The 21561-nt window shown below is 72.1% G+C and carries 16 protein-coding genes; 5 read left to right on the top strand and 11 right to left on the bottom strand.

The window, feature by feature from the left end; translation table 11 throughout:
• Positions 1-7 precede the first annotated feature (7 nt).
• From GA0070616_RS12620 to murJ, 7 genes are all read right to left on the bottom strand, one after another.
• Positions 8-1174, bottom strand: a complete 1167-nt coding sequence (locus GA0070616_RS12620; RefSeq protein WP_091081311.1) for an N-acetylmuramoyl-L-alanine amidase — start codon at positions 1172-1174, stop codon at positions 8-10.
• Positions 1175-1351: 177 nt separating this feature from the next.
• Positions 1352-1675: a thioredoxin gene (trxA, locus tag GA0070616_RS12615; RefSeq protein ID WP_091081309.1), complete on the bottom strand. Its 324-nt coding sequence runs from the start codon at positions 1673-1675 to the stop codon at positions 1352-1354.
• A gap of 39 nt (positions 1676-1714) precedes the next feature.
• Positions 1715-2662, bottom strand: coding sequence for a thioredoxin-disulfide reductase (gene trxB, locus GA0070616_RS12610; protein WP_091090617.1), 948 nt, complete (start codon positions 2660-2662; stop codon positions 1715-1717).
• Positions 2663-2836: 174 nt separating this feature from the next.
• Positions 2837-3904 (bottom strand): hypothetical protein, encoded by a 1068-nt coding sequence (locus GA0070616_RS12605; protein WP_091081306.1) that lies wholly within the window; start codon positions 3902-3904, stop codon positions 2837-2839.
• Positions 3901-4665 carry an RNA polymerase sigma factor SigM gene (sigM, locus tag GA0070616_RS12600; RefSeq protein ID WP_091081303.1) on the bottom strand — a complete coding sequence of 255 codons (765 nt, stop codon included), beginning with the start codon at positions 4663-4665 and terminating at the stop codon, positions 3901-3903. Before sigM ends, GA0070616_RS12605 begins: the two co-directional genes overlap by 4 nt.
• 34 nt (positions 4666-4699) lie before the next feature.
• Entirely contained in the window at positions 4700-6307 is a 1608-nt protein-coding gene (locus tag GA0070616_RS12595; protein WP_091081301.1) for a protein kinase family protein, read from the bottom strand.
• Between the two features lie 436 nt (positions 6308-6743).
• Complete coding sequence (gene murJ, locus GA0070616_RS12590) at positions 6744-8495, bottom strand: murein biosynthesis integral membrane protein MurJ (protein WP_091081298.1); 1752 nt, start codon at positions 8493-8495, stop codon at positions 6744-6746.
• A 126-nt stretch (positions 8496-8621) separates the two neighbouring features.
• Here murJ and GA0070616_RS12585 point away from each other — a divergent pair, with 126 nt between their 5' ends.
• A complete protein-coding gene (locus tag GA0070616_RS12585; RefSeq protein WP_245712750.1) occupies positions 8622-10127 on the top strand; it encodes a CCA tRNA nucleotidyltransferase in 1506 nt (501 codons plus the stop codon).
• 22 nt (positions 10128-10149) lie between these two features.
• On the top strand, positions 10150-10638 hold the full coding sequence (locus GA0070616_RS12580; RefSeq protein WP_091081295.1) for a methylated-DNA--[protein]-cysteine S-methyltransferase: 489 nt from the start codon (positions 10150-10152) through the stop codon (positions 10636-10638).
• Between the two features lie 67 nt (positions 10639-10705).
• Here the strand turns inward: GA0070616_RS12580 and GA0070616_RS12575 are convergent, their stop codons facing one another.
• Both GA0070616_RS12575 and GA0070616_RS12570 read right to left on the bottom strand, forming a co-directional pair.
• The gene (locus GA0070616_RS12575) at positions 10706-11785 is read right to left on the bottom strand and encodes an inositol-3-phosphate synthase (RefSeq protein ID WP_091081292.1); all 1080 of its coding nucleotides are present in this window, start codon (positions 11783-11785) and stop codon (positions 10706-10708) included.
• A 23-nt stretch (positions 11786-11808) separates the two neighbouring features.
• Positions 11809-12447, bottom strand: a complete 639-nt coding sequence (locus tag GA0070616_RS12570) for a PadR family transcriptional regulator (protein WP_091090611.1) — start codon at positions 12445-12447, stop codon at positions 11809-11811.
• 173 nt (positions 12448-12620) lie between these two features.
• Between GA0070616_RS12570 and GA0070616_RS12565 the strand changes: the two genes are divergently transcribed.
• The 3 genes from GA0070616_RS12565 to GA0070616_RS12555 all read left to right on the top strand — a co-directional run bounded on the left by GA0070616_RS12565 (position 12621) and on the right by GA0070616_RS12555 (position 17790).
• Positions 12621-13079 carry a DUF5318 domain-containing protein gene (locus GA0070616_RS12565; protein WP_091081290.1) on the top strand — a complete coding sequence of 153 codons (459 nt, stop codon included), beginning with the start codon at positions 12621-12623 and terminating at the stop codon, positions 13077-13079.
• 197 nt (positions 13080-13276) lie between these two features.
• Positions 13277-16174 (top strand): transglycosylase domain-containing protein, encoded by a 2898-nt coding sequence (locus tag GA0070616_RS12560; protein ID WP_091081287.1) that lies wholly within the window; start codon positions 13277-13279, stop codon positions 16172-16174.
• 110 nt (positions 16175-16284) lie between these two features.
• Entirely contained in the window at positions 16285-17790 is a 1506-nt protein-coding gene (locus tag GA0070616_RS12555; protein ID WP_091081284.1) for a glycosyltransferase family 87 protein, read from the top strand.
• A 42-nt stretch (positions 17791-17832) separates the two neighbouring features.
• Here the strand turns inward: GA0070616_RS12555 and GA0070616_RS12550 are convergent, their stop codons facing one another.
• Positions 17833-20154, bottom strand: a complete 2322-nt coding sequence (locus GA0070616_RS12550; RefSeq protein ID WP_091081282.1) for a hypothetical protein — start codon at positions 20152-20154, stop codon at positions 17833-17835.
• Positions 20151-20963: a deoxyribonuclease IV gene (locus GA0070616_RS12545; RefSeq protein ID WP_091081279.1), complete on the bottom strand. Its 813-nt coding sequence runs from the start codon at positions 20961-20963 to the stop codon at positions 20151-20153. The genes GA0070616_RS12550 and GA0070616_RS12545 overlap by 4 nt, the downstream gene beginning before the upstream one ends.
• Positions 20964-21561: the final 598 nt, after the last annotated feature.

Raw genomic sequence — 21561 nt, 5'->3', positions numbered from 1 at the left:
GCTCCGCTCAGTCGACCACGGTGCCGGCGGCCACCGCCGCACGCAGTTCGCTGACGTCGATCGAGCCGGTCGGCACGTCCCGCTCGACGGGCAGGTACATCCGCTGCACGGCGGCCACGATCGCGTCCACCACCCGGTCCCGGAACCGCGGGTCCACCAGCCGGCCCCGGTCGGCAGCCGAGGTCAGGTATCCCACCTCGACCCGTACCGCGGGCATCCGGGTGAGCCGGAGCAGATCCCACGCCTTGGCGTGGGTACGGCAGTCGCGCAGGCCGGTGCGGGCCACGATCTCCCGCTGCACCAGCCCGGCGAGCCGTTCGCCGGTGGTCGAGGTCACGCCGTTGTCGGTGCCGTAGTGGTAGGTCGCCACGCCCTCGGCCGCCGGGTTGGCGTGCCCGTCGAGGTGCAGCGAGATGAACACGTCGGCGCCGAGCGAGTTGGCGAGCTGAGCCCGGTCGATGTCGGGCAGGCACGTCTCCGGGGCGGACCCCCGGGTGAGCTGCACCCGGACCCCGGCGGCGGCGAGCCTGCCCTCCAGCCGGTTGGCCAGGTCGTGGACGAGGTCCGCCTCAATCCAGCGCAGCGGCCCGTCGGGGACGACCACCCCCGGGTCGGTGCCGCCGTGCCCCGGGTCGACCACCACGGTCCGCCCCACCAGCGTCGGACCGGACTGCCGGATCGCGTCGGACTCGCGCAGCCACTGGGGCCGCCCGCCGACGACCTTGCGGCCGAGCCGACGCAGCGCGCCCATGGTGTGCGGCCCGCAGGAGCCGTCGGGAACGAGCCCCACCTCCCGCTGGAACTGGGCCACGGCACGGGCGGTGCGGGAGCCGTAGATCGCGTCCGCGTGCCCCACGTCGTACCCCATCTCCAGCAGGCGCTCCTGCAACGACCGGACGTCCTCGCCGGTCAGCGGCTCGGGCACCGCGTGGTAGAGGGTGCGGGCCCCGAGCCGCCAGCGGGCGGCGTCCAGGGCCCGCCAGGTCTCCGCGCCCACCCGGCCGTCCACGCTGAGCCCCCGGGACTGCTGGAAGGCCCGGACGGCCCGTTCCGTCACCGCGTCGAACTCGTCGCCGTACGGGCCGGTGGCCACGGAGAGCAGGTCGAGGCCGGTGAGCACCGTGCGGATCTCCTTCACCGCGGGTCCCCGGTCACCGGGTCGGATCGGACGCACGCACGCTCCCTCTGCACGGTCGGTGGCCGGCCGTTGGCGCGGCGGGACCCGGACGGGACCAGGTGGCCCCAGGTCGAGGTTATGCGTTGCGGGACGCGCCGGGGCGACACCCGGGAAAAAGCCGTCGACCCCGTGCCCGGCAGATCGGGACGGGGTCGACGGAAGCGTCGGTGCAGGTCAGAGGGCCGATTCGATGAGCTTGACCAACTCACCCTTGGGCTTGGCGCCGGCGATCGACTGGACCGGCTCGCCGCCCTTGAAGATGGTGAGGGTCGGCACGGACATCACCCGGTAGGCGCGGGCGGTCTCCGGGTTCTCGTCGATGTTGAGCTTGACGATGGTGACCTGGTCGCCCATCTCGCCGGCGATCTCCTCCAGCAGTGGCGAGACCTTACGGCACGGCCCGCACCACTCGGCCCAGAAATCGACCAGGACCGGCTTGTCGGACTTCAGGACGTCGGCGGTGAAGCTCGCGTCGGTGACCGCCTTGGTTGCTCCCACTATTGACTCCTCCTTCGGGATGCTGCTGTCACTGGTTGTTCAGCCTTCGACCGTGGCGATGAAGCGCTCGGCGTCCAGGGCCGCCGCGCATCCCGTACCCGCGGCGGTGATGGCCTGCCGGTAGGTGTGGTCGACCACGTCACCGGCGGCGAAGACGCCCGGGATGGTGGTGCGGGTGCTGGGTGCGTCGACCTTCACGTAGCCTTCGTCGTCGAGCTCCACCTGGCCCTGGAACAGTTCACTGCGCGGGTCGTGGCCGATGGCCACGAAGACGCCGGTGACGTCGAGAACCTTGCTCTCGCCGGTGTGCACGTTGCGGACCCGGACACCGGTGACCTTGCCGTCGTCGCCGAGGATCTCCTCGACCACGGTGTTCCACTCGACCTTGATCTTCTCGTTGTTCAGCGCCCGATCGGCCATGATCTTGCTGGCCCGGAACGAGTCCCGACGGTGGATGATGGTCACCGACTCGGCGAACCGGGTGAGGAAGCTGGCCTCCTCCATCGCCGAGTCGCCGCCACCGACCACCACGATGTGCTGGTTACGGAAGAAGAAGCCGTCACAGGTGGCGCAGGACGAGACGCCGTGCCCCAGGTACTCCTGTTCGCCCGGCACGCCCAGTGGGCGCCACGCGGAGCCGGTGGCGAGGATGACGGCCCTCGCCCGGTAGGCCGACTGCCCCACCCACACCGTGCTCGCGGTGCCGGGGACGCCGGTGTCGACCAGCTCGACCCGGGTGACGTCGTCGGTGAGGAACTCGGCGCCGAACCGCTCGGCCTGCTTGCGCATGTTGTCCATCAGCTCGGGGCCGAGGATGCCGTCGGCGAAGCCGGGGAAGTTCTCCACCTCGGTGGTGGTCATCAGCGCGCCGCCGGACTGCACACCCTCGATCACCAGCGGCTTCAGGTTGGCGCGTGCGGCGTAGACCGCCGCCGTGTAGCCGGCCGGCCCGGAGCCGATGATGATCAGGTTGCGGACCTCGTCCACTGCCGTCTCCCAATCGTGTTGAGTGTCGCCGTCGGCGCGCTCACCGGTGGCGATCCGAGTGCCGTCGTGTCGGCGGCTGTCCTGCAGAACGTCATCGTACGGAGCGGAGATTCCCGAGCCGGGCATCCGGTGGGTGACGTCACGTGGACGCCCAAACGGCCGGTGACCGCGAATTCACCCTACCCGCGCACGGTAGCGGGGGTCGGAGCCGGACCCGGGGACGCCGCACTCGGGCCCGTTGACCCACGCCCAGCGGGCACCCGTGCCGTCGGTGAAGCGGACGACCAGCGCAGGCCGGCCCTGGAAGCGGGCGTAGTCGACGACCTCGACCGCTAGCGGCGGGCTGCCGTGCTCGGCGGCGATCGCGTCCAGGCAGGACCCCAGCGCGGGTTGGTCGGCGAGCCGCTCCAGCCCGCCCGACTGGGCCAGCCGTTCCTCGTCGGCGGTCGGGAGCGGTGCCCGCGAAGCGCCGAACTGCTGCGCTGCCGACCCTTCGCGCGCGAGCGACTCCGGGGTGTACTCCGCCCCGCTGCTGCGCGGTGCGGTCAGCAGTTGCCAGGGCAGCGCGGCGGCGATCCTCGGCCCGCCGCCATCCGGTTGGGATTTCGGGGCGTTCGTTCCCGGCGAGGTGAACGGTTCGACCGCCCCGGCGGACGGGTTGCTCGCGGCCGTGTCGGTCGCGCCACCGCCGTCCTGATGGCGGTCGCCGCCGAGCTGGAAGGCACCCCATCCGACCAGGGCGGCGGTGCCGAGGGCGACCGGACCGGCGAGGCGGGCCCACCGACGTCGCCGCAGGCCCCGCCCCGGTCGGGTGCCCCGGTCCGGGCCGGTGCTGGCGTGGCGCTCGGTGTCCGGCCGCGCCGCGCCGGGTCGCCGGGAACCGCCGAGTGGCTGCGTGGGGACGACGGGGGTGGGCGAGGCGCTGTCGTCGGCCGGCGACGCGGTTTCGGTGGCGGCCGGCCCGGCGGCCGGCGACAGCTCGTCGGCGGAGAGGGCGGGCGCATCCGCGAGGGCGGCCAGGATCCGGTCCGTGACGTCCGTGGGCATCTGCGGTGCCGCGTCGCCCCAGGCGGCAAGGTCGGCGCGGACTCCCGCGACGGCGGGGGCCAGCAGCGCGTACGCCTCGGCCCAGGCCGGTTCGCGGATCACCAGCTCTGCCACGACCGCCTCCTGCGGCGTGCCGTCCAACGCGCCGCCGAGGTAGTCGGCGAGCAGGTCGTGGTCGACCTTCCTGGCGCTCACGCGTCCTCCTGGTGGGCATCGCGCCGGGACCGCCCCGACACGGATCCGACGCCCTGGGTGGGCCGTGGGTTCCCCCGGGTGACCCTCGGCACGTCCGGTTCGGTGGTCACCGGCTCCACGGAGCCGGTCCGCAGGTGGCCCAGCAGGACGGCCAGCCTGGCCCGGCCTCGGGCGCACCGGCTCTTCACCGTGCCCTCGGCGACCCCCAGGATCCGGGCCACCTCTGCCACCGGGTAGCCCTGAACGTCCACCAGCACCAGCGCGGCCCGCTGTTCGGTGGGCAGCGTGGCGAGGGCCTGCCGGACCACCAGCGCGGTGTCGTGGTCCTGCACGGGAGCGGCCGGCTCCACCCCGCCGGTGGCCGGGCCGCCCTCCGGGCCGCGGGTCCCGTCCGGCAGCGGCACCTCGGGCCGGGCCTGCCGGCGACGGATCCGGTCCAGGCAGGCGTTCACCACGATCCGGTGCAGCCAGGTGGTGACGGCCGAGTCACCGCGGAAGCGGCCCGCCGCCCGGTGCGCCGACAGCAGCGCGTCCTGCAACGCGTCGGCGGCCTCCTCGCGGTCGCTCAGCGTGCGCAGGGCCACCGCCCAGAGCCGGTCCCGGTGCCGGCGGAACAGTTCGGCGAAGGCGTCGGGGTCACCGGTGGCGTGGGCGTGCAGCAGGTCAAGATCGCTCGACTCGGCTGCCGGGGACGCGGACGACGCGACCGGTGGCCGGTCCGTCTCCGGCCCACCGGTCGCCTGCTCGTCGCGTACGCCCATCAGCGCGTCCGGCGGAGGAGGTGCGTCACTGCGGTCACGATCCCTGGACCGTGATCTCCTGCACGCCGATCTTGAAGCCGCCGTCGGTCGGCGGCAGCTCGGTGAGCCAGAACAGGAGGTAGCGGTACTTCTTGTCGGCGTCGAAACCGTTGAAGGTCATCGTGGTGCCGTCGTGGTCCTCGAAAGGCTGCCCGATCCGGCTCTTCTGATAGGCCGTCAGGATCTGGTCGTCGCCGGCGTTGCTGGAGGGAGCGTCGATCGTGCCGTGCAACAGCTCGGCGGAGGCACCCCGATCGGTCAGGTTCACCTGCACCGACTTGACGGTGTGCTCGGCGCCCAGGTCGATCCAGACGCCCATGCCCCGCTTGTAGTTGCCGAAGTTGCCGGCCCCCCGGTAGGTCTGCGTCGACCAGCCCTCGTCCTGGTCGCCGTCGTGCACCTTGTCGGCGTCCCGTACCTCCGCGCGGTCGCGGCTGTCCGGATCGATGATCCGGGCGTCGGCGATCTTCAGGTTGCGCACGACGGGGGCGGCCGGAGTGTCCTCCCCGCCCGGGGCTGCCGAACTGGGCGCGGCCACGGGGTTGGCCTGCGGGCCCGGATCGTCGCCGCCCAGCGTGGTGATGCCGACCAGCAGGCCGACCAGGGCGACCGCCAGCAGGCCGGCGACGCCCAGGGCCACCTTCCGGCCGCCGGCCGCGGCCAGCGGGGACGGTTCCTCGCCGGTCTCGGCGGCGAACCGCAGCGGGCCGCTGCTGTCGAGGTACTCGTCTTCCGCCGGCACGTCGAGGCGGGCCAGCTCCGCCGCCAGCACGTCGGACGGCGGCGGCGCGATGGTCGCGTCGACCAGATCCATGGTCAGGTCGTCGAGGTACGCCGGCACGCCCGCCCGGACCTGCCGGGGTGCCGCGAGCCCACCGTCGGCGTCGCGGACGGCGTCGGGGATGGCAGCGCGGCCGTGCCCCGCCTGGGCACCGCGCAGCGGCACCTCGGCGTGCGGCCAGTAGCCGGTCATCCCGAAGTAGAGGATGCCGCCGACCGCCCGGACGTCGCTGTCCTGGCTGTCCGCGCCGTCGGTGCGCGCGTCGGCGAGCACGACCCGCCCGTCGTCACTGATCATGACGGTGCCGGGGTGGACGTTGCCGTGCACCATGCCGGTGGCGTGCACGGCGGCCAGGGCGCTGGCGACGGCGTTGCCGACCGCGGTCGCGCGGGCCGCGTCCAGTGGACCGTCGGAGACCAGCTCGCGCAGGGACTGGCCGTCCACCCACTCGCGCACCACGTAGGCGCGATCGGCCTCGTCGATGGCGTCGTAGACGCCGACCAGGTTGGGATGGATGACCCGGCTCGCCGCGACGGCGGCCTGGAGCATCTCGGTGGCGGAGTCGCCCCCGGGGTAGCGCAGCACGACCGCGACGGGACGGCGCAGCACGACGTCGACCCCGCGCCAGACGAGCCGCCCCGCGCTGTCGTTGTTGATGTGCTCGACCAGCTCGTACCGCTCGGCGAGGACCTCACCGGCCGTGGGAGCACCGAAGGTCATGAGCGGCGGAGTGGTCTCGTCCGCGTCCTGACCCTCGCCGACCTGGGTCACCCGTCCTCCCTCGGTGATCGTGTCGATCGATGGACCCGCGCTGCTGGGCATGTGACTTCCCGCTCCGCCGTCGATGGAACCGGCCGACCGGCGCCGACGCGGAAGCGTCGAACCTGCCGTACCCGTCGAGTGCGACCTTACCCGTGTCGACCATGTCCCCGACATGTCATCTTCCCGCCGTGCGCGGCGCAGCGACAGGATGTGGTCCGGCTTGACCGGTTACGGCCTATGTCGGCCGCGTTGCCGGCAGATGTACCAGCCAATCTAGAGGTTGACCGGATGGAGTGGTCGGAGGGGCCGGGCCTGGTGTGGCGACCGCGCCGACGTCGTCCGGGTTCCCGACGATCGGCCCCCCATACTCAGCCGTCCGGTTGGTTGTCCACAGGCCGAACCGGTGGCTGAGCGGTGAATCGCGGAGTTATCCACAGGCTCATCCCCAGCCTGGTGATCGGCGGTCACGGTGCGTACGGGCAGCCGTCGACCGCGCTCAGCGACCGAGCCGGCGACGCACCATGCCGACCACCTCGGTGATCTCGCTGATCCGCAGCACGGTCGCCAGGCCGAGGTACACCCCGCCGATCACCCCGCCGCCCACGACCAGCTGCACGATCGCCTGGAGCCTGGTGGGCGTGTCGTCGCCCGGCAGCAGGGTCACCACCAGCAGGCCGGCCAGGGCGGCGCCGAGGGCCGCCACCGCGACCCGGCCGACCGTACGCAGGATCGCGCCCAGCCCGATCCGGCCCACCCGGGGCCGCAGCAGCCAGGCCGAGGCGATCGCGGCGGCCAGGTACGACACCGCGTTGCCGATCATCATCCCGGCCGCGACGAAACTCGTCGCGAACACCGCGAACAGCGCGATCTGGACCAGCGCCCGCAGCGCCACCACCGGGATGTTCACCAGCGCGGGCGTGCGGGTGTCCGGCAGGGCGTAGAAGGCGAAGGTGAAAAGCTGGCTCACCGCGAACGGCACCAGGGCGAGGGCGGCGAAGAACAGCACCGGTGCGGTGGCCCGGGCGTCCTCGGCGGTGAACGCCCCCCATCGGAAGAGGGTGAAGGCGATCGGGGTGGCCAGCACGGCGTAGCAGACCGCGATGGGGGCCAGCACCGCCGACACGGTGCGGGTGCCCCGGGACAGGTCGGCGGCGAGGTCGGCGTACCGGCCGTCGGCGGCGGCGGCGCTCATCCGCGGCATCAGGGCCGTGATGATCGACACCGCGATGATGCCGTGGGCCATCATCAGCAACAGGAAGACGTTGTTGTAGATCAACGCGCCGGCGCCCTGCCCGCTGGTGCGGCTGAGCAGGTTGAAGACCACGATCAGGCCGATCTGGCTGACCGCCACGTAGCAGAACATCCACGCGCCGAGCCGGCCCAGCTCGCCGAGCCCGAGGGAGCGGAAGTCGAACCGGAACCGCCACCGGAAGCCCACCTTGCGCAGCGCCGGCAGCAGGCCGACGGCCTGCACCGCCACGCCGAGCAGGGTGCCGCCACCGATCAGCAGGATCTGGCCCGTGGTCATCTCGCCGGGTTCGAGGAGGTCCGCCCCGAAGATCGCGATGAAGAGACCCGCGGTGGCGATCACCACGATGTTGTTCAGGATCGGCGCCCACATGGGGGCGGCGAAGTGGCCCCGGGTGTTGAGCACCGCGCTGATCAGCGCGCTCAGGCCGGCGAAGAAGATCGTCGGCAGCATCAGCCGGGCGAGGCTGGTGACGAGACTCTGGTAGTTGTCGCTGGACTGGTCGCTGGCGTACAGCCAGGTGAGCACCGGCGCCATGGCGACCGCGAGCACCGCCGCCGCGCCGAGGGCGAGCACGGCCAGGGTGAGCAGCCGCTGGGTGTACGCCTGACCACCGTCCGCGTCGAACTTGCGCCGGCGCACCAGCACCGGGATCAGCACGCTGGTGAGGATGCCGCCGAGCAGGAACTCGTAGACCATCTGCGGCAGGATCTGCGCGGTCGTGTAGGCGTCACCGACCGCCGAGCCGAGCGCCGCGGTGATCGCCAGCACGCGGAGGAAACCCGTACCCCGGCTGACCAGGCTGCCGAGCGCCATGACCGCGCTGTTGGCGGCGGCGCTGCCCTCCGCGACCTGCTCCTGCGGCGGCAGGGCGGCCTCCACCGCGGGCTGGTTCAGCGGCTCGGCGGAGATGAAGGTCGCGCCGTCGTCCGGCCGGTACCCGTCAGGCGGCCCGCCGCCCTGCGCGGCGTTCGCGCTGCGGTAGAGACCGCCGCTCATCTGTGCCTCCATGGGGTACGCCGGAGCGGACACCCGGCCCGCACGCCACAGACCTTAGTCAACGGGCCGGTGTTACCCGCGCCCGGCGGAGGAGATGCCGAACTGGACCGATAGGCTGGCGATCCCATGTCCGAAGCCGCCGCATCCCCCACCGCCGACCGCCGCGATCCCACCGTCGACCGCCGCGATCTCGACGCCGCCGACCGGCGTGACCTGACCGCCGCGCAGCGCAACGCCGTCGCCGAACTGCTCCGCGTCTCCCCGGTCGCCGACGAGTTGGGCCGCCGGTTCGCGCGGGCCGGCCACGAGCTGCACCTGGTGGGCGGTTCGGTGCGCGACGCCCTGCTCGGGCGCCTCGGCGACGACCTCGACTTCTGCACCGACGCCCACCCCGACCAGACGCTGCGGATCGTGCGCGGCTGGGCCGAGTCGATCTGGGAGACCGGCCGCGAGTTCGGCACCATCGGCGTGCAGCGCGACGGCCTCCGGCTGGAGATCACCACCTTCCGGGCCGAGGCGTACGACCAGGTGAGCCGCAACCCGATCGTCGAGTACGGCACCGACCTGGCCGAGGATCTGCGACGGCGGGACTTCACGATCAACGCGATGGCGGTCAGCCTGCCCGACCACGTCTTCACCGACCCGCACGGCGGACTCGCCGACCTCGCGGCCACGGTCATCCGCACCCCGGGCACGCCCCGGGAGTCGTTCGGCGACGATCCGCTGCGGATGCTGCGGGCCGCCCGGTTCGCCGCCCAGCTGCGCTTCGACGTCCACCCCGACGTGCGGGCCGCGATGACCCGGATGGCCGCCGACCTGGACCGCATCACCGCCGAGCGGATCCGCGACGAGTTCACCAAGCTGCTCTGCGGTGCGGACCCGGTCACCGGAGTGCGGCTGCTGGTCGACACCGGCCTGGCCGAACGGTTCCTGCCCGAGCTGACCGGGCTCAAGCTGGAGATCGACGAGCACGCCCAGCACAAGGACGTCTACGAGCACACCCTGACCGTGGTGCGCAACGCGATGGGGTACGAGACCGACGGGCCGGACTTCGTCCTGCGGATGGCGGCGCTGATGCACGACGTCGGCAAGCCGGCGACGAAGGCCGTGGGGTCGGACGGCCGGGTCAGCTTCCACCACCACGAGGTGGTCGGTGCCCGGCTCACCAAGGCCCGGATGAAGGCCATGCGTTACCCCAAGGACGTCACCTCGCAGGTGACCCGGCTGGTCGGCCTGCACCTGCGCTTCTACGGGTACGGCCGGGGTGAGTGGACCGACTCGGCCGTGCGCCGCTACGTCACCGACGCCGACGACCTGCTGCCCCGGCTGCACAAGCTCACCCGGTCGGACTGCACCACCCGCAACCGGCGCAAGGCGGCGCAGCTCGCCGCCGACTACGACGCGCTGGAGGAGCGGATCGCCCGGATCGCCGCCGAGGAGGACCTGGCCCGGGTACGCCCCGACCTGGACGGTAACGCGATCATGGAGCTGCTCGGGGTACCGCCGGGGCCGGTCGTCGGACGGGCCTGGAAGCACCTCAAGGAGCTGCGTCTGGAGCGCGGCCCGCTCGACCGCGACGAGGCCGAGGCCGAGCTGCTGCGCTGGGCCCGCGCCGAGGGCATCGTCAGCTGAGTCGGTGGGGGAGGATGGTCGGGTGCGTTGGACCGTGCTCGACTCGCCGATCGGCGAGTTCTCCGTGGCCACCGACGGGAGGGCCATCTGCGGGACGCACTTCACGAGGGTCGCCGACGCCGTCGACGAGCCGGCCGACGACCTCGCGGCACAGGTAATCGAGGAGTTGCGGGCGTACTTCGCAGGTGACCTGACCGCCTTCACCGTGCCGGTGTCGGTGCCGCGCGGCTCGGAGTTCGAGCGGGCGGTGTGGCGGGAGATGACCACCATCCCGTACGGGGAGACGCTCACCTACGGCGACGTGGCGCGGCGGCTCGGTGACGCCTCGGCGGCGCGGGCGGTCGGGGTGGCTTGCAACCGCAATCCGGTGCCGGTGGTCGTGCCCTGCCACCGGATCGTCGGCGCGGGCGGGAAGCTGGTCGGCTTCGGCGGCGGGTTGGACCGCAAGGTGAAGCTGCTGGAGTTGGAGGCGGGAGTCGCCCTGCGACACGCCTGGTCACCGTCGGGCTGAGCTGCCGACGGCGAGGGCCGGATCCACGGTCGGACCCGGCCCTCGCCGATGCTGCGGGGGTGGCGCGTCAGCGCTCGACCTCGCCGGCGATGAACGCCTCCACGGCGGCGTGCGCGTCGTGGTCGGCGTACTGCACGGGCGGGGACTTCATGAAGTACGACGAGGCCGACAGGATCGGGCCGCCGATCTTCCGGTCCAGGGCGATCTTCGCAGCCCGGACGGCGTCGATGATGACACCGGCCGAGTTCGGCGAGTCCCACACCTCGAGCTTGAGCTCGGCGTTGAGCGGGGTGTCGCCGAAGGAGCGGCCCTCCAGGCGGATGTAGGCCCACTTGCGGTCGTCGAGCCACGGCACGTGGTCCGACGGGCCGATGTGCACGTCGCTCTTGGCCATCTCGTGCGGCACCTGGGACGTCACCGACTGGGTCTTCGAGATCTTCTTCGAGACCAGGCGGTTGCGCTCCAGCATGTTCATGAAGTCCATGTTGCCGCCGAAGTTGAGCTGGTACGTGCGCAGCAGCTCCACGCCCCGGTCCTCGAACAGCTTCGCCAGGGCGCGGTGCACGATGGTGGCACCGACCTGGCTCTTGATGTCGTCGCCGACGATGGGCAGGCCCGCGTCGGTGAACTTCTGCGCCCACTCGGGGTCGGAGGCGATGAAGACCGGCAGGGCGTTGACGAACGCGCAGCCGGCGTCGATCGCGGCCTGGGCGTAGAACTTGTCGGCCTGCTCGGAGCCGACCGGCAGGTAGGAGACGACGACGTCGACCTGCGCGTCGCGCAGCGCCTGCGCCACGTCGACCGGCGTGGCGTCGGACTCCTCGACGATCTCGCGGTAGTACTGTCCCAGACCGTCGAAGGTCGGGCCGCGCTGCACGCTGACGCCGGTCGGCGGCACGTCGCAGAGCTTGATGGTGTTGTTCTCGCTGGCGACGATCGCCTCCGCGAGGTCCATGCCCACCTTCTTGGCGTCGACATCGAACGCCGCGACGAACTGCACGTCGGAGACGTGGTAGTCGCCGAAGGTGACGTGCATGAGACCCGGGACGCGGTCGTTCGGGTCGGCGTTCCGGTAGTACTCGACGCCCTGTACCAGGGACGAGGCGCAGTTCCCCACACCGACGATGGCGACGCGGACGGAGCCCATCGCGTTTGCCTCCTTCTTCTCTGTCACGGCCGCTCTTTCCTGGACTCTCCAGGCGGAGGCGGGCTGTTGTCTTCTCGTCGGCCGCCGGCCGTCCCGGTGTCCGGGACCGTCGGGGCTCGGCCGGAGCGCTCGTTGGCGATGAGCTCCTCCAGCCAGCGGACCTCACGCTCACAGGCGTCCAGGCCGTGGCGTTGCAGTTCCAGGGTGTACGCGTCGAGGCGCTCGGCCGCCCGGCCCAGCATGTCGCGAAGCCCTTCGCGACGTTCCTCGATCGTGCGGCGGCGACCCTCCAGGATGCGCAGTCGGGTCGCCTGGTCGGTCCGTGCGAAGAACGCGAAGTGCACGCCGAAACCCGTGTCGCCGTACGTCTCGGGGCCGGCCTGCGCGATGAGCTGGGCGAAGCGTTCCTTGCCCTCCGCGGTGATCTTGTAGACCACCCGACCTCGTCGGCTGGTCAGCGCGGGAACCTCCTCGGCGGTGGCGGGTGTCTCGGCGGCCTCGGCGATCCACCCCGCCGCCTGGAGTCGGCGCAGGGTCGGGTAGAGCGAGCCGTAGCTGATGGCTGCCCTGATCGCCCCGAGCTTGGCGGTCAGCTCCTTGCGGAGCTCGTAGCCGTGCATCGGGGCTTCCTGCAACAGGCCGAGGATGGCGAGTTCCAGCACGGCCATCCTTCCTTTACCCTGTGCGCGGAGCGCTAACCGCGGCGATGTATCGGACCGATACATCGCACCGTAGCGGCTCATCGTGATCAGGGCAAACCCCCGCTCCGAGGTTCCGCTGTCACGGATGGTGACGGTGGTCGCCTCGTCAGACGAGACCGCGTACCCTTTGCCGCATGCGTACGCAGCGCCAGGTCGTCGACTACTCGCTTCAGAAGCGAGCGGTGCTGCGTGAGCTCCTCGCCGGCCGGATCGGCACGTACGACGTGTGCGACGCGTCGCCCTACCTGAAGAACGCGGCGCGGTTCCACGGGGAACCGACCGAGGACCGGTGCCCGATCTGCCGGAGCGAGAACCTGACCCGCGTCCACTACATTTACGGGGACGAACTCAGGCAGTCCGCCGGCCAGGCGCGGACCCTCGCCGAGTTGCCCGAGCTGGCGATGACGCTGCGTGAGTTCCAGGTCTTCGTGGTGGAGGTGTGTCCCGGCTGTGACTGGAACCATCTCGTGGAGCAGTACCTGCTCGGGCGGGACGGGTTGACCGGGGAGAACGAATCGGAGCAGGGCGCGGTGGGTGCGACCGCCATGGCCGCTGCCCCGGTCGACCGGCGGAGGCGAGAGGCGCAACGGTGATCCCAGCTCGATCGGCCGGCCCCGGCCGGAATGTGCACGGCCGGGGCGACCGAGGGCTCTCAAGTCGGATTAGTCCGACTGATTGCGATCTGGCATCTGGCGCCGGGCACCCGCGTGCCCGGCTCGACTGGTGTCCCAACTCACGGCAAACCGGTGGCGACGCGACCGCGTACCACCGCGACGGCAGGGTGTGAGGAATGAACTCGTACGGCGATCCCAGCTCCCCACACGGGCGGGCCCAGATCCCGGGCCAGAACGGCGACCCGGGCCAGGGCGGCGACGCGTACCACCGGCAGGGTGGTGACGCGCGGGGGAGCACCTGGTCAGCGACACCCGAGGGAGCGACCCCGGGGCGTGCCCAGGTGACGCCCCGCGCTGCCGGCGGGCGGGCGTCGGTCGGTGGCTCGGCGGCCGTACCCCCGCAGGGAGCCGCCGTACCCCCGCGTGGCGGCTCGGCCGCCGCCGGCTCCGCCCCGGTCGGCCGGGCCGGCGCGGGCCGCGCCTCCGTGCCGGTGTCCCCGGCTCCCGGCGGCCGGGCCTCCGTCCCCGTCTCCCCCGCACCGGGTCGCGCCTCCGTGCCGGTCAGCCCCGCGCCCGCCGGGCGGGCCGTCGTCGGTGCCGCCTCGGTCGGCTCCGCGTCGGTCAGCGCCGGGCGGGCCAGCGTCGGCGCCGCCCCGGTCGGCGGCCGGGCCGCCGGGGGCGGGCGCGCCGCCGTCGGCGGCCGGGCCAGTGTCTCCCCGGCTGCGGGCGGCCCCGGCGGGCCGGGCGGCCCGACCGGTCCCGGCCGCGCGGGCCGGGGGGCGGGCGACCCCGGCGCGACGGCGCGGGCGAAGAAGCGCAAGCGGATGAACCTGCTGATCGCCTCGTTCGCGGTGTTCATCATGCTGGCCGGCATCGGCGTGGTCGGGTTCACCTACTACTCCACCAACGTGGTGTTGCCCAAGGAGATCCCGCTGCCGCTGTCCACCACCGTCTACATGAAGGACGGCAAGACCCCGGTGGCCAGGCTCGGCAACGAGAACCGCACCTTCGTCACCATCAACGACATCCCGGAGCACGTGCGCCACGCGGTGGCCGCAGCCGAGGACCGCAACTTCTACCGGCACTCCGGCGTCGACTACAAGGGCATCGCCCGGGCCGCGTGGAACAACCTCTCCGGCGGCGACAAGCAGGGCGCCTCGACGATCACCCAGCAGTACGCCCGCAACGCCTACGAGAACCTGAAGGACGACAGCTACGCCCGGAAGGTCAAGGAGGCCATCCTCGCCTCCAAGCTGAACGACCAGTTCACCAAAGACCAGATCATGGAGAACTACCTCAACGTCATCTACTTCGGCCGGGGGGCGTACGGCATCGAGGCGGCGGCGCAGACCTACTTCAAGCGCAGCGCCAGCAAGCTGAACCCGGCCCAGGGGGCGGTGCTCGCCGCCGTGATCAAGCAGCCGGTGGCCAGCAACACCCACAAGGGTTACGACCCGGCGGTCAACCTCGCCGACGCCCAGGGCCGGTGGAACTACGTGCTCGACGGCATGGTCGCGGAGGGGTGGCTCAGCGCCGCCGAACGGCCGACCGAGTATCCGAAGGTGGAGCCGGTCAAGAAGGACGGCAACGGCTTCGGCGTGAAGTCGCCGTCGGGCAACGTGGTCAACTACGTCCGTCAGGAGATGGAGCAGTGGGGCATCTGCTCCGACTCCGGCGCTGCCGACAAGCCGACCTGCGTCGACGAGCTGCGCGAGGGCGGCTACCGGATCAAGACCACCATCGACCCGAAGATGCAGAGGGCCCTGATCGAGTCGGCCCAGCCCGGCCGCAAGGGCTCCGTGCTCCACGGGCAGCCGAAGAACCTGATGGCCGCCGCGGTGTCGGTCGAGCCGAAGACCGGCCGGGTGCTCGCCTACTACGGCGGTGACAGCGGCGCCGACTTCGACTACGCCGGCAAGAACACCAACGCCAACGGCGACATCGTCGGCGGCCATCCGCCGGGCTCGTCGTTCAAGGTCTACACCCTCGCCGCGGCCATCAACGCGAACATCTCGGTCAAGTCGCACTGGGACTCCACCCCCTTCAAGCCGGAAGGCTTCAAGGACAAGGTGCAGAACGCGGGGCGTAACGCCGCCTGCGCCAAGTGGTGCACGCTCCAGGAGTCGACGGTCAAGTCGTACAACGTGCCGTTCTTCCACCTGACCGAGCAGATCGGCCCCGACAAGGTGATCGACATGGCCCGCCGGGCCGGCGTCAGCACCATGTGGACGGTCGACCCGCCCAAGCCGTACGACCTGACCGAGGAGAAGCCGGACAAGCTGGCGCCGAAGTACTTCGACCGGGTGGTCGGCTACGGCCAGTACCCGATCACCGTGCTCGACCACGCCAACGGCCTGGCCACCCTCGCCAACGACGGCCGCTACAACAAGGCCCACTTCGTGCTGACGGTCGAGAAGCAGAACAAGGCGACCGGCAAGTGGGACAAGGTCCCCAACACCGGTGAGAAGCTCCGCCCCGCCCAGGTCATCCGGCCGGAGGTCGCCAAGGAGGTGACCGCCGTGCTCAAGGAGATCCCCGGTGCCAACGGCGCCAACCTCGACGGTCGGCAGGCGGCCGGCAAGACGGGCACCTGGGAATACAACGGCACCCCGCGCAACGCGCACGCCTGGATGGTCGGCTACGACCCCAACGTGGCCACCGCCGTGTGGGTTGGCAGCCGCGACCCGAAGAAGCCGACCATCGTCGACAAGAACGGCAACGACATCGGCGGTGGCAACTACCCGGCCCGGCTGTGGAAGCGCTACATGGACGACGCGCTGAAGGGCAAGGACGCCCACAACCTGCCCGACGTCACCGGCATCGGCGACCAGGACGCGGGCAACGGCGAGGAGCCGGCGCCGGAGCCGCCGCAGAACGGGTGCGCGCCGCAGGACCTGCTCTGCCAGCTCACCGGCGGCAACAACGGCGGGGGCAACAACGGCGGGAACAACGGGGGCGGCAACAACGGCGGGGGCAACGACCGCCCCACCGACCCGATCGAGCTACCGGACCCACGGCCCGGCGGGGACGGTGGCGGGATCCTGCCGCCACCGCCATCCAGATCGAGGAACTGACCCCACCGCCGCCGGCGGCCGGACCACCGTCCGGCCGCCGGCGGCGTTTTCGGCACGGACACGTCGCGGCACGGGACGCGGACGGTCGATGTACGGCAGGATGCTCGTTCATGAGCACGCAGTCGACGCCAGGCATCGACGAACCCGGTGCCCCCGACCACCCGTCCCGCTCCGACGGCTTCGTCCGAGGGGTCTCCGGCCTCATCGGCGGCCCTCTCGGCGACCACGCGACCGCCCTCGACCGGCCCGCCGGCTCGGAGCGGCGGTTCTGGACGGCGGTACGGATCGTCCTGGCCCTGACCTGCCTGACCCTGGCCCTGCACTGGGTGCAGAAGTCACCCTGTCAGGACGGCGCGTGGCAGGACAACGAGCAGTACACCAGGTTCTGTTACACCGACGTGCTCGCGCTCTACTACGCCGAACGCCTCCACGAGGGGGCCGTCCCCTACGCGGACCACCCCGTCGAGTACCCGGTGCTGACCGGGTACTTCATGGGTGCGCTCGGCCTGCCGGTGCACGCTGTCGGCGCGGGTGACCCGGGGATCAACCAGGGCCAGTGGTTCTACAACCTGAACGCCGTGGTGCTCGGCGCGCTGGCGGTGGTCACCGTGGCCTGCCTGCTCGCCCTGCGCCGCCGCCGGCCGTGGGACGCCGCCCTCTTCGCGCTCGCCCCGGCGCTGTTCCTGACCGCCACCGTCAACTGGGACTTCCTCGCCATCGGTCTGGCCGCGCTCGGTCTGCTGGCCTGGGCCCGACGCCGGCCGGTGCTGGCCGGCGTCCTGATCGGCCTCGCCGGAGCGGCGAAGATGTTCCCCCTGTTCATCCTCGGCCCGATACTCGTCCTGGCGCTCCGGGCCGGGCGGCTGCGGGCCGCGCTGGCCGCCATCGGCACCGCGGCGGTCACGCTGGTGGCGGTCAACCTGCCGGCGGCCATCCCCTACCGGGAGAACTGGGACCGGTTCTTCGAACTGAACACGGAACGGCCCATCGACTGGGGGACGCTCTGGTACATCGGGCGCTACCTCGACGGCAGAGTCGGCGACCCCGGCGACCAGGGGCCCTTCCAATGGCTCGACGGCAACATCCCCACGCTCAACAACCTGTCGTACGCCCTCTTCGGGCTGGCCTGCCTCGGCGTGGCCGTGCTGGCGCTGCGGGCCCCGCGTCGGCCCCGGCTCGCCCAGCTCGCCTTTCTGGTGGTCGCCGCTTTCCTGATCTTCAGCAAGGTGTGGTCCCAGCAGTTCGTGCTCTGGCTGTTGCCGCTGGTCGTGCTCGCCCGCCCCAAGTGGGGGGCGTTCCTGGCCTGGCAGGTCGCGGAGGTCTGCTACTTCGCCGCCTTCTACGGGCAACTGCTCGGGGCTGCGACCGGGCGGCCGGTCTTCCCCGAGGGCGTGTTCGTGCTCGCCGCGACGCTGCGCCTGGCCACCGTGGTCGTGCTGTGCTGGCTGGTGATCCGCGAGATCCTGCACCCGGAGCAGGACGCCGTGCGGCGCAACTACCCCGACGACCCGGACGGCGGCGTCCTCGACGGCACCCCCGACGCCCCGTGGGTGGACCGCTGGCGTAGCCGTCCGGCACCCGACACCGCCTCCACCGTGGAGCCCGCCCCCGCCTGACGCTGGGGCTCGGTTCCGGGGGGAAGCCGAGCCCCTTCCCCCTCAGAGGTGGAAGATCACCGCCCGGCCGTACTCCTCGCGGGTGATGTCCAGGCCGTTCACCGGCGCGTGGATGCCGACCTCCCACGGGGTGCCCGCGACCTGGTCGCGCATCATCACCACGGTCCGCACGCCCAGCGTGCGCAGGTACTCGACGGAGGTGCGGTCGGGGAAGGCGATCGTCACCCGGCGGACGTCCTCCAGCAGCAGCGGCGTGAACCCGCTGCCGCCGTTCACCATGTCCTGGAACCGGCTCGTCGACCAGAGCATCGCCGGCTGGTCGTGGTTCTGGCTGGTCGGCAGCACCAGCAGCGGCCCCTCCAGGGTCCGCATCACGGCGGGCTGCGGCGGCACCACCGGGTGCGGCGTGGTGTTCAAGCCCTCCACCACCACCAGCAGCAGCGGGAGCAGGGTGGCCAGCCGCAGCCACGGGCTCGGCCAGGAGGGGATCCGCTCGGCCGAGATCTCCCGCACCCGGGCGGCGAAAGCGCTGACGGCGCCTGCGGCCAGCACCCCCAGTAGCAGGGTCGCCCACAGCATCAGCCGGCCCGGGGTGCGGATGCCGTTCCAACCGGGCAGGTGCTCGAACAACGGCACGTAGGTGAAGGTGCCGTCGAAGAACTGGGTGCCCATCGCCAGGATCATCGCCACCAGCACCCCGGCGAGCAGCACCAGCCGGTGGCGGACCCGCCACACGGAGAAGAACAGCCCGCCCGCGGCGAGGGCGTAGAGCACGAAGCCCGGCAGGAGCGTCATCTCCGGATGCCAGGGCAGCACCGCCCGGGCCCCCTCGTGGAGGCTGCCCCACACCCGGGACTCGGCGGGCGCGGTGAAGAACCCGCCTGCCGGCGGCGAGAAGATCGAGATGTCGCCGATGCTCCGCTCGGCGTGCGGATGCAGTTCCGCGACCTTGAAGTACGGGATCGCCATGAGCGCGCCGACCCCGGCGAAGACCAGCCCGCCGATCAGGTCGGCCACGAACAGGGGCCGTCCGAAGGGCCGACGGGGGCCCCGGATCCGCTTGGCGTACCAGGTGACGGCCGCGACGAGGACCGTGCCGGCGAGCACGTACGCGAACGGCAGCCCGATGCCGAAGCCGAGACTGAGCTGCCACGCCGCCGTCAACCAACCCGCGTAGACCCAGCCGACCCGGCGGCGTTCCGGGCGGTAGCCGTGCCGCAACGACCACCCGTGACCGCGTGCCAGCATCGCCAACGCGAGGGGGATGCCGCCGTTGGACACCACGTGCAGGTGGCCCGCCTGCGCCAGCATCCAGGGCGCGTACGTGAAGCTGACCCCGGCCACCGCCGCGCCGATCCGGCCCGCGCCGAGTTGCCGGGCCAGCGCGTACGCCCCGAACGTCGCCAACGCGTGGGCCAGCACGAACATGATGTTGTAACGGAGGATCGCGGCCTCGGGGCCGGTGCCGATCATGCCCGCCGGGGCGTACCCGAGCAGGGTGTCGGAGAAGGCGAAGCTCCACTGCTCGGGATAGAACGTGTTGGCGTGCCACAACTGGGCCGGGTTGGTCAGCAGGATGTGCCCCGACCAGGCCATCTGCCAGGCCTGGAGGCTCGGGTCCCAGTAGTCCTGCGGCAGCGTGTACTGCGGATAGCGCAGCGTGGGCCAGGTCAGCAGGACGGCGAGGGCCAGCGAGGCCAGGGCGGCGAGGGTCCACTCGTGACCGACGACCCGGCCGACCCGGCGGACCACTCGGCCGAGGCGCGTCGGGGCAGTGTCGGGGACGGGCGCGAAGGCGGCCCACGGGTCGGCCGTGGTGCCGCCCGCGCCCTGCCCGGCGGGGCCACCGCCGCCCCCGGTGTCGCCCTTCGCCGCGGCGTCACCGCCCTCCGCCCTACCGCCGTCGGACTTCGAAGCGTCGGCCTTCGCACGCTCCGTGGTCTCGCCGGGCTTCGCGCCGGTGCCCCCGCTGTCGGTGCCCCCGCTGTCGGTGTCCCCGCCACCGGTCTTCGGGCCGGTGGGGTCGACCGTGTTCGGCCCGGCCGCACCGGTCTTCGGGGCGTCGGCCGTCGCGCTACCGGCATCCTGCACGTCGGTCCTGCCGCCACCGGTCGTGGTGCCGGTGACGGTGGCCTCGGCTGTCCCGGCCGTGTCGGTACTCGCACCGCCGGTCGCCGCGGAGCCGGCGTCGCGGGTCGCACCGCCGGTCGCCGCGGAGCCGGCGTCGCGGGTCGCACCGCCGGTCGCCGCGGAGCCGGCGTCGCCGGTGGCCCCGGTTCCGGACGGGCCGGTCGGCCGCTGTCCGGTCGTCGGCTCGGGACGGGACGGGTGCGGACCGCCGGTGGCGGACTGGTCGGTCGTCATGCCGGCGTGTGCTCCTCACCGAGCGGCGTGTGCTCCTCACCGAGCTGGGAGCGGAGGAAGGCGATGTCGACCCCCTGCCCGTCGACGCCACCCGGCGTCTCGACGATCACGGGGGCGTCGGCGGCCCGGACGACCGCCACCAGCAGCTCCGGGTCGATGGTGCCGCCGCCGAGGTTGTCGTGGCGGTCCCGACCCGAGTTGAAGGCGTCCTTCGAGTTGTTGGCGTGCACCAGGTCGACCCGGCCGGTGATCGCCTTCACGCGGTCCACCAGGCCGAGCAGCTCCTCCCCGCCGGCGTGGGCGTGGCAGGTGTCCAGACAGAAGCCGACCTCGTACTCGCCGACGGCGTCCCACAGTCGGGCGAGGGAGTCGAGCCGCCGGGCGCAGGCATTGTCCCCACCAGCGGTGTTCTCGATCAGGACCGGAACCCCGAAACCGCCCGAGTCCGCCGCGTACGCGAAGGTCTTACGCCAGTTGTCGAAGCCCACCGCCGGGTCGTCCCCGGCGTTCACGTGGCCGCCGTGGACGATCAGGCCGCGGGCACCGATCTCGGCCGCCGCCCTGGCATGGCCGAGGAGCAGCTTGCGGCTCGGGATCCGGATCCGGTTGTTCGTGGTGGCGACGTTGATGACGTACGGAGCATGCACGTACAGCTCGACCTCGGCGGCCCGCAGCCGGGCGGCGTCCTCGCGCGGGGCGGGCGCCTTCCACCCCTGCGGGTCGGAGAGGAAGAACTGGACGGCGTCGGCCGCTCGGGCGGTCGCCTCCGTCAACGGGTCGGTCGGATCGACGTGGGCTCCGATACGCATGCAGGCGAGCCTACGTCGCCGGCCCGACAGCCGGGGTGCCCCCACCGCCCGCGTCGGAGCGTCGGCGTCACCCGGTGGGCGGGGCTTCGTTGTACCGGGTGGGATCGACGGTCGGCGTTTCGGACGAGCCGGCGCTCCGGTCCGCCCGGCACCTGGGGAACGAGAAATTTGTCGGAAATTCTCTGCTTTACTCACTGAAGCACCAAGTTCCGATGTAACGTCGGGTAACAACACCATAAAGCTCCGCGGGGCGTCTCCGGTCCAACCTCATCGGTGTGGTCGTTCCTCCCCAGGTCCCACCCAAGGAATGCGGACGGGACGCCCCGCGGCCTCGTGACGAGGGCCCGCGCCGACAGCGACGTCGGCCGGGCCCTCGTTCGCGCCGGGCTCTCGTTCGCGCCGGGTTCTTGTCCGCGCCGGGCCCTCGTTCGCGCCGGGCTCTTGTCCTTCCGCCGGCCCGGTGGGCACGACCTGCCCGGAGATGATCGTCCGGACCGGGTATCCTGGTCCGGTTGTCCGCACCCGGCCGGGTTCCCCCGGTGCGGGACGGGCCACGACGCACGACCTCCTGCCACGGAAGGACCGTGGCCGCTTAGCC

The organism is Micromonospora nigra (assembly GCF_900091585.1).
Lineage (GTDB): Bacteria > Actinomycetota > Actinomycetes > Mycobacteriales > Micromonosporaceae > Micromonospora > Micromonospora nigra.
Note: the sequence above shows the minus strand (reverse complement) of the source record. Positions and strands in the feature narration are given on the sequence as shown.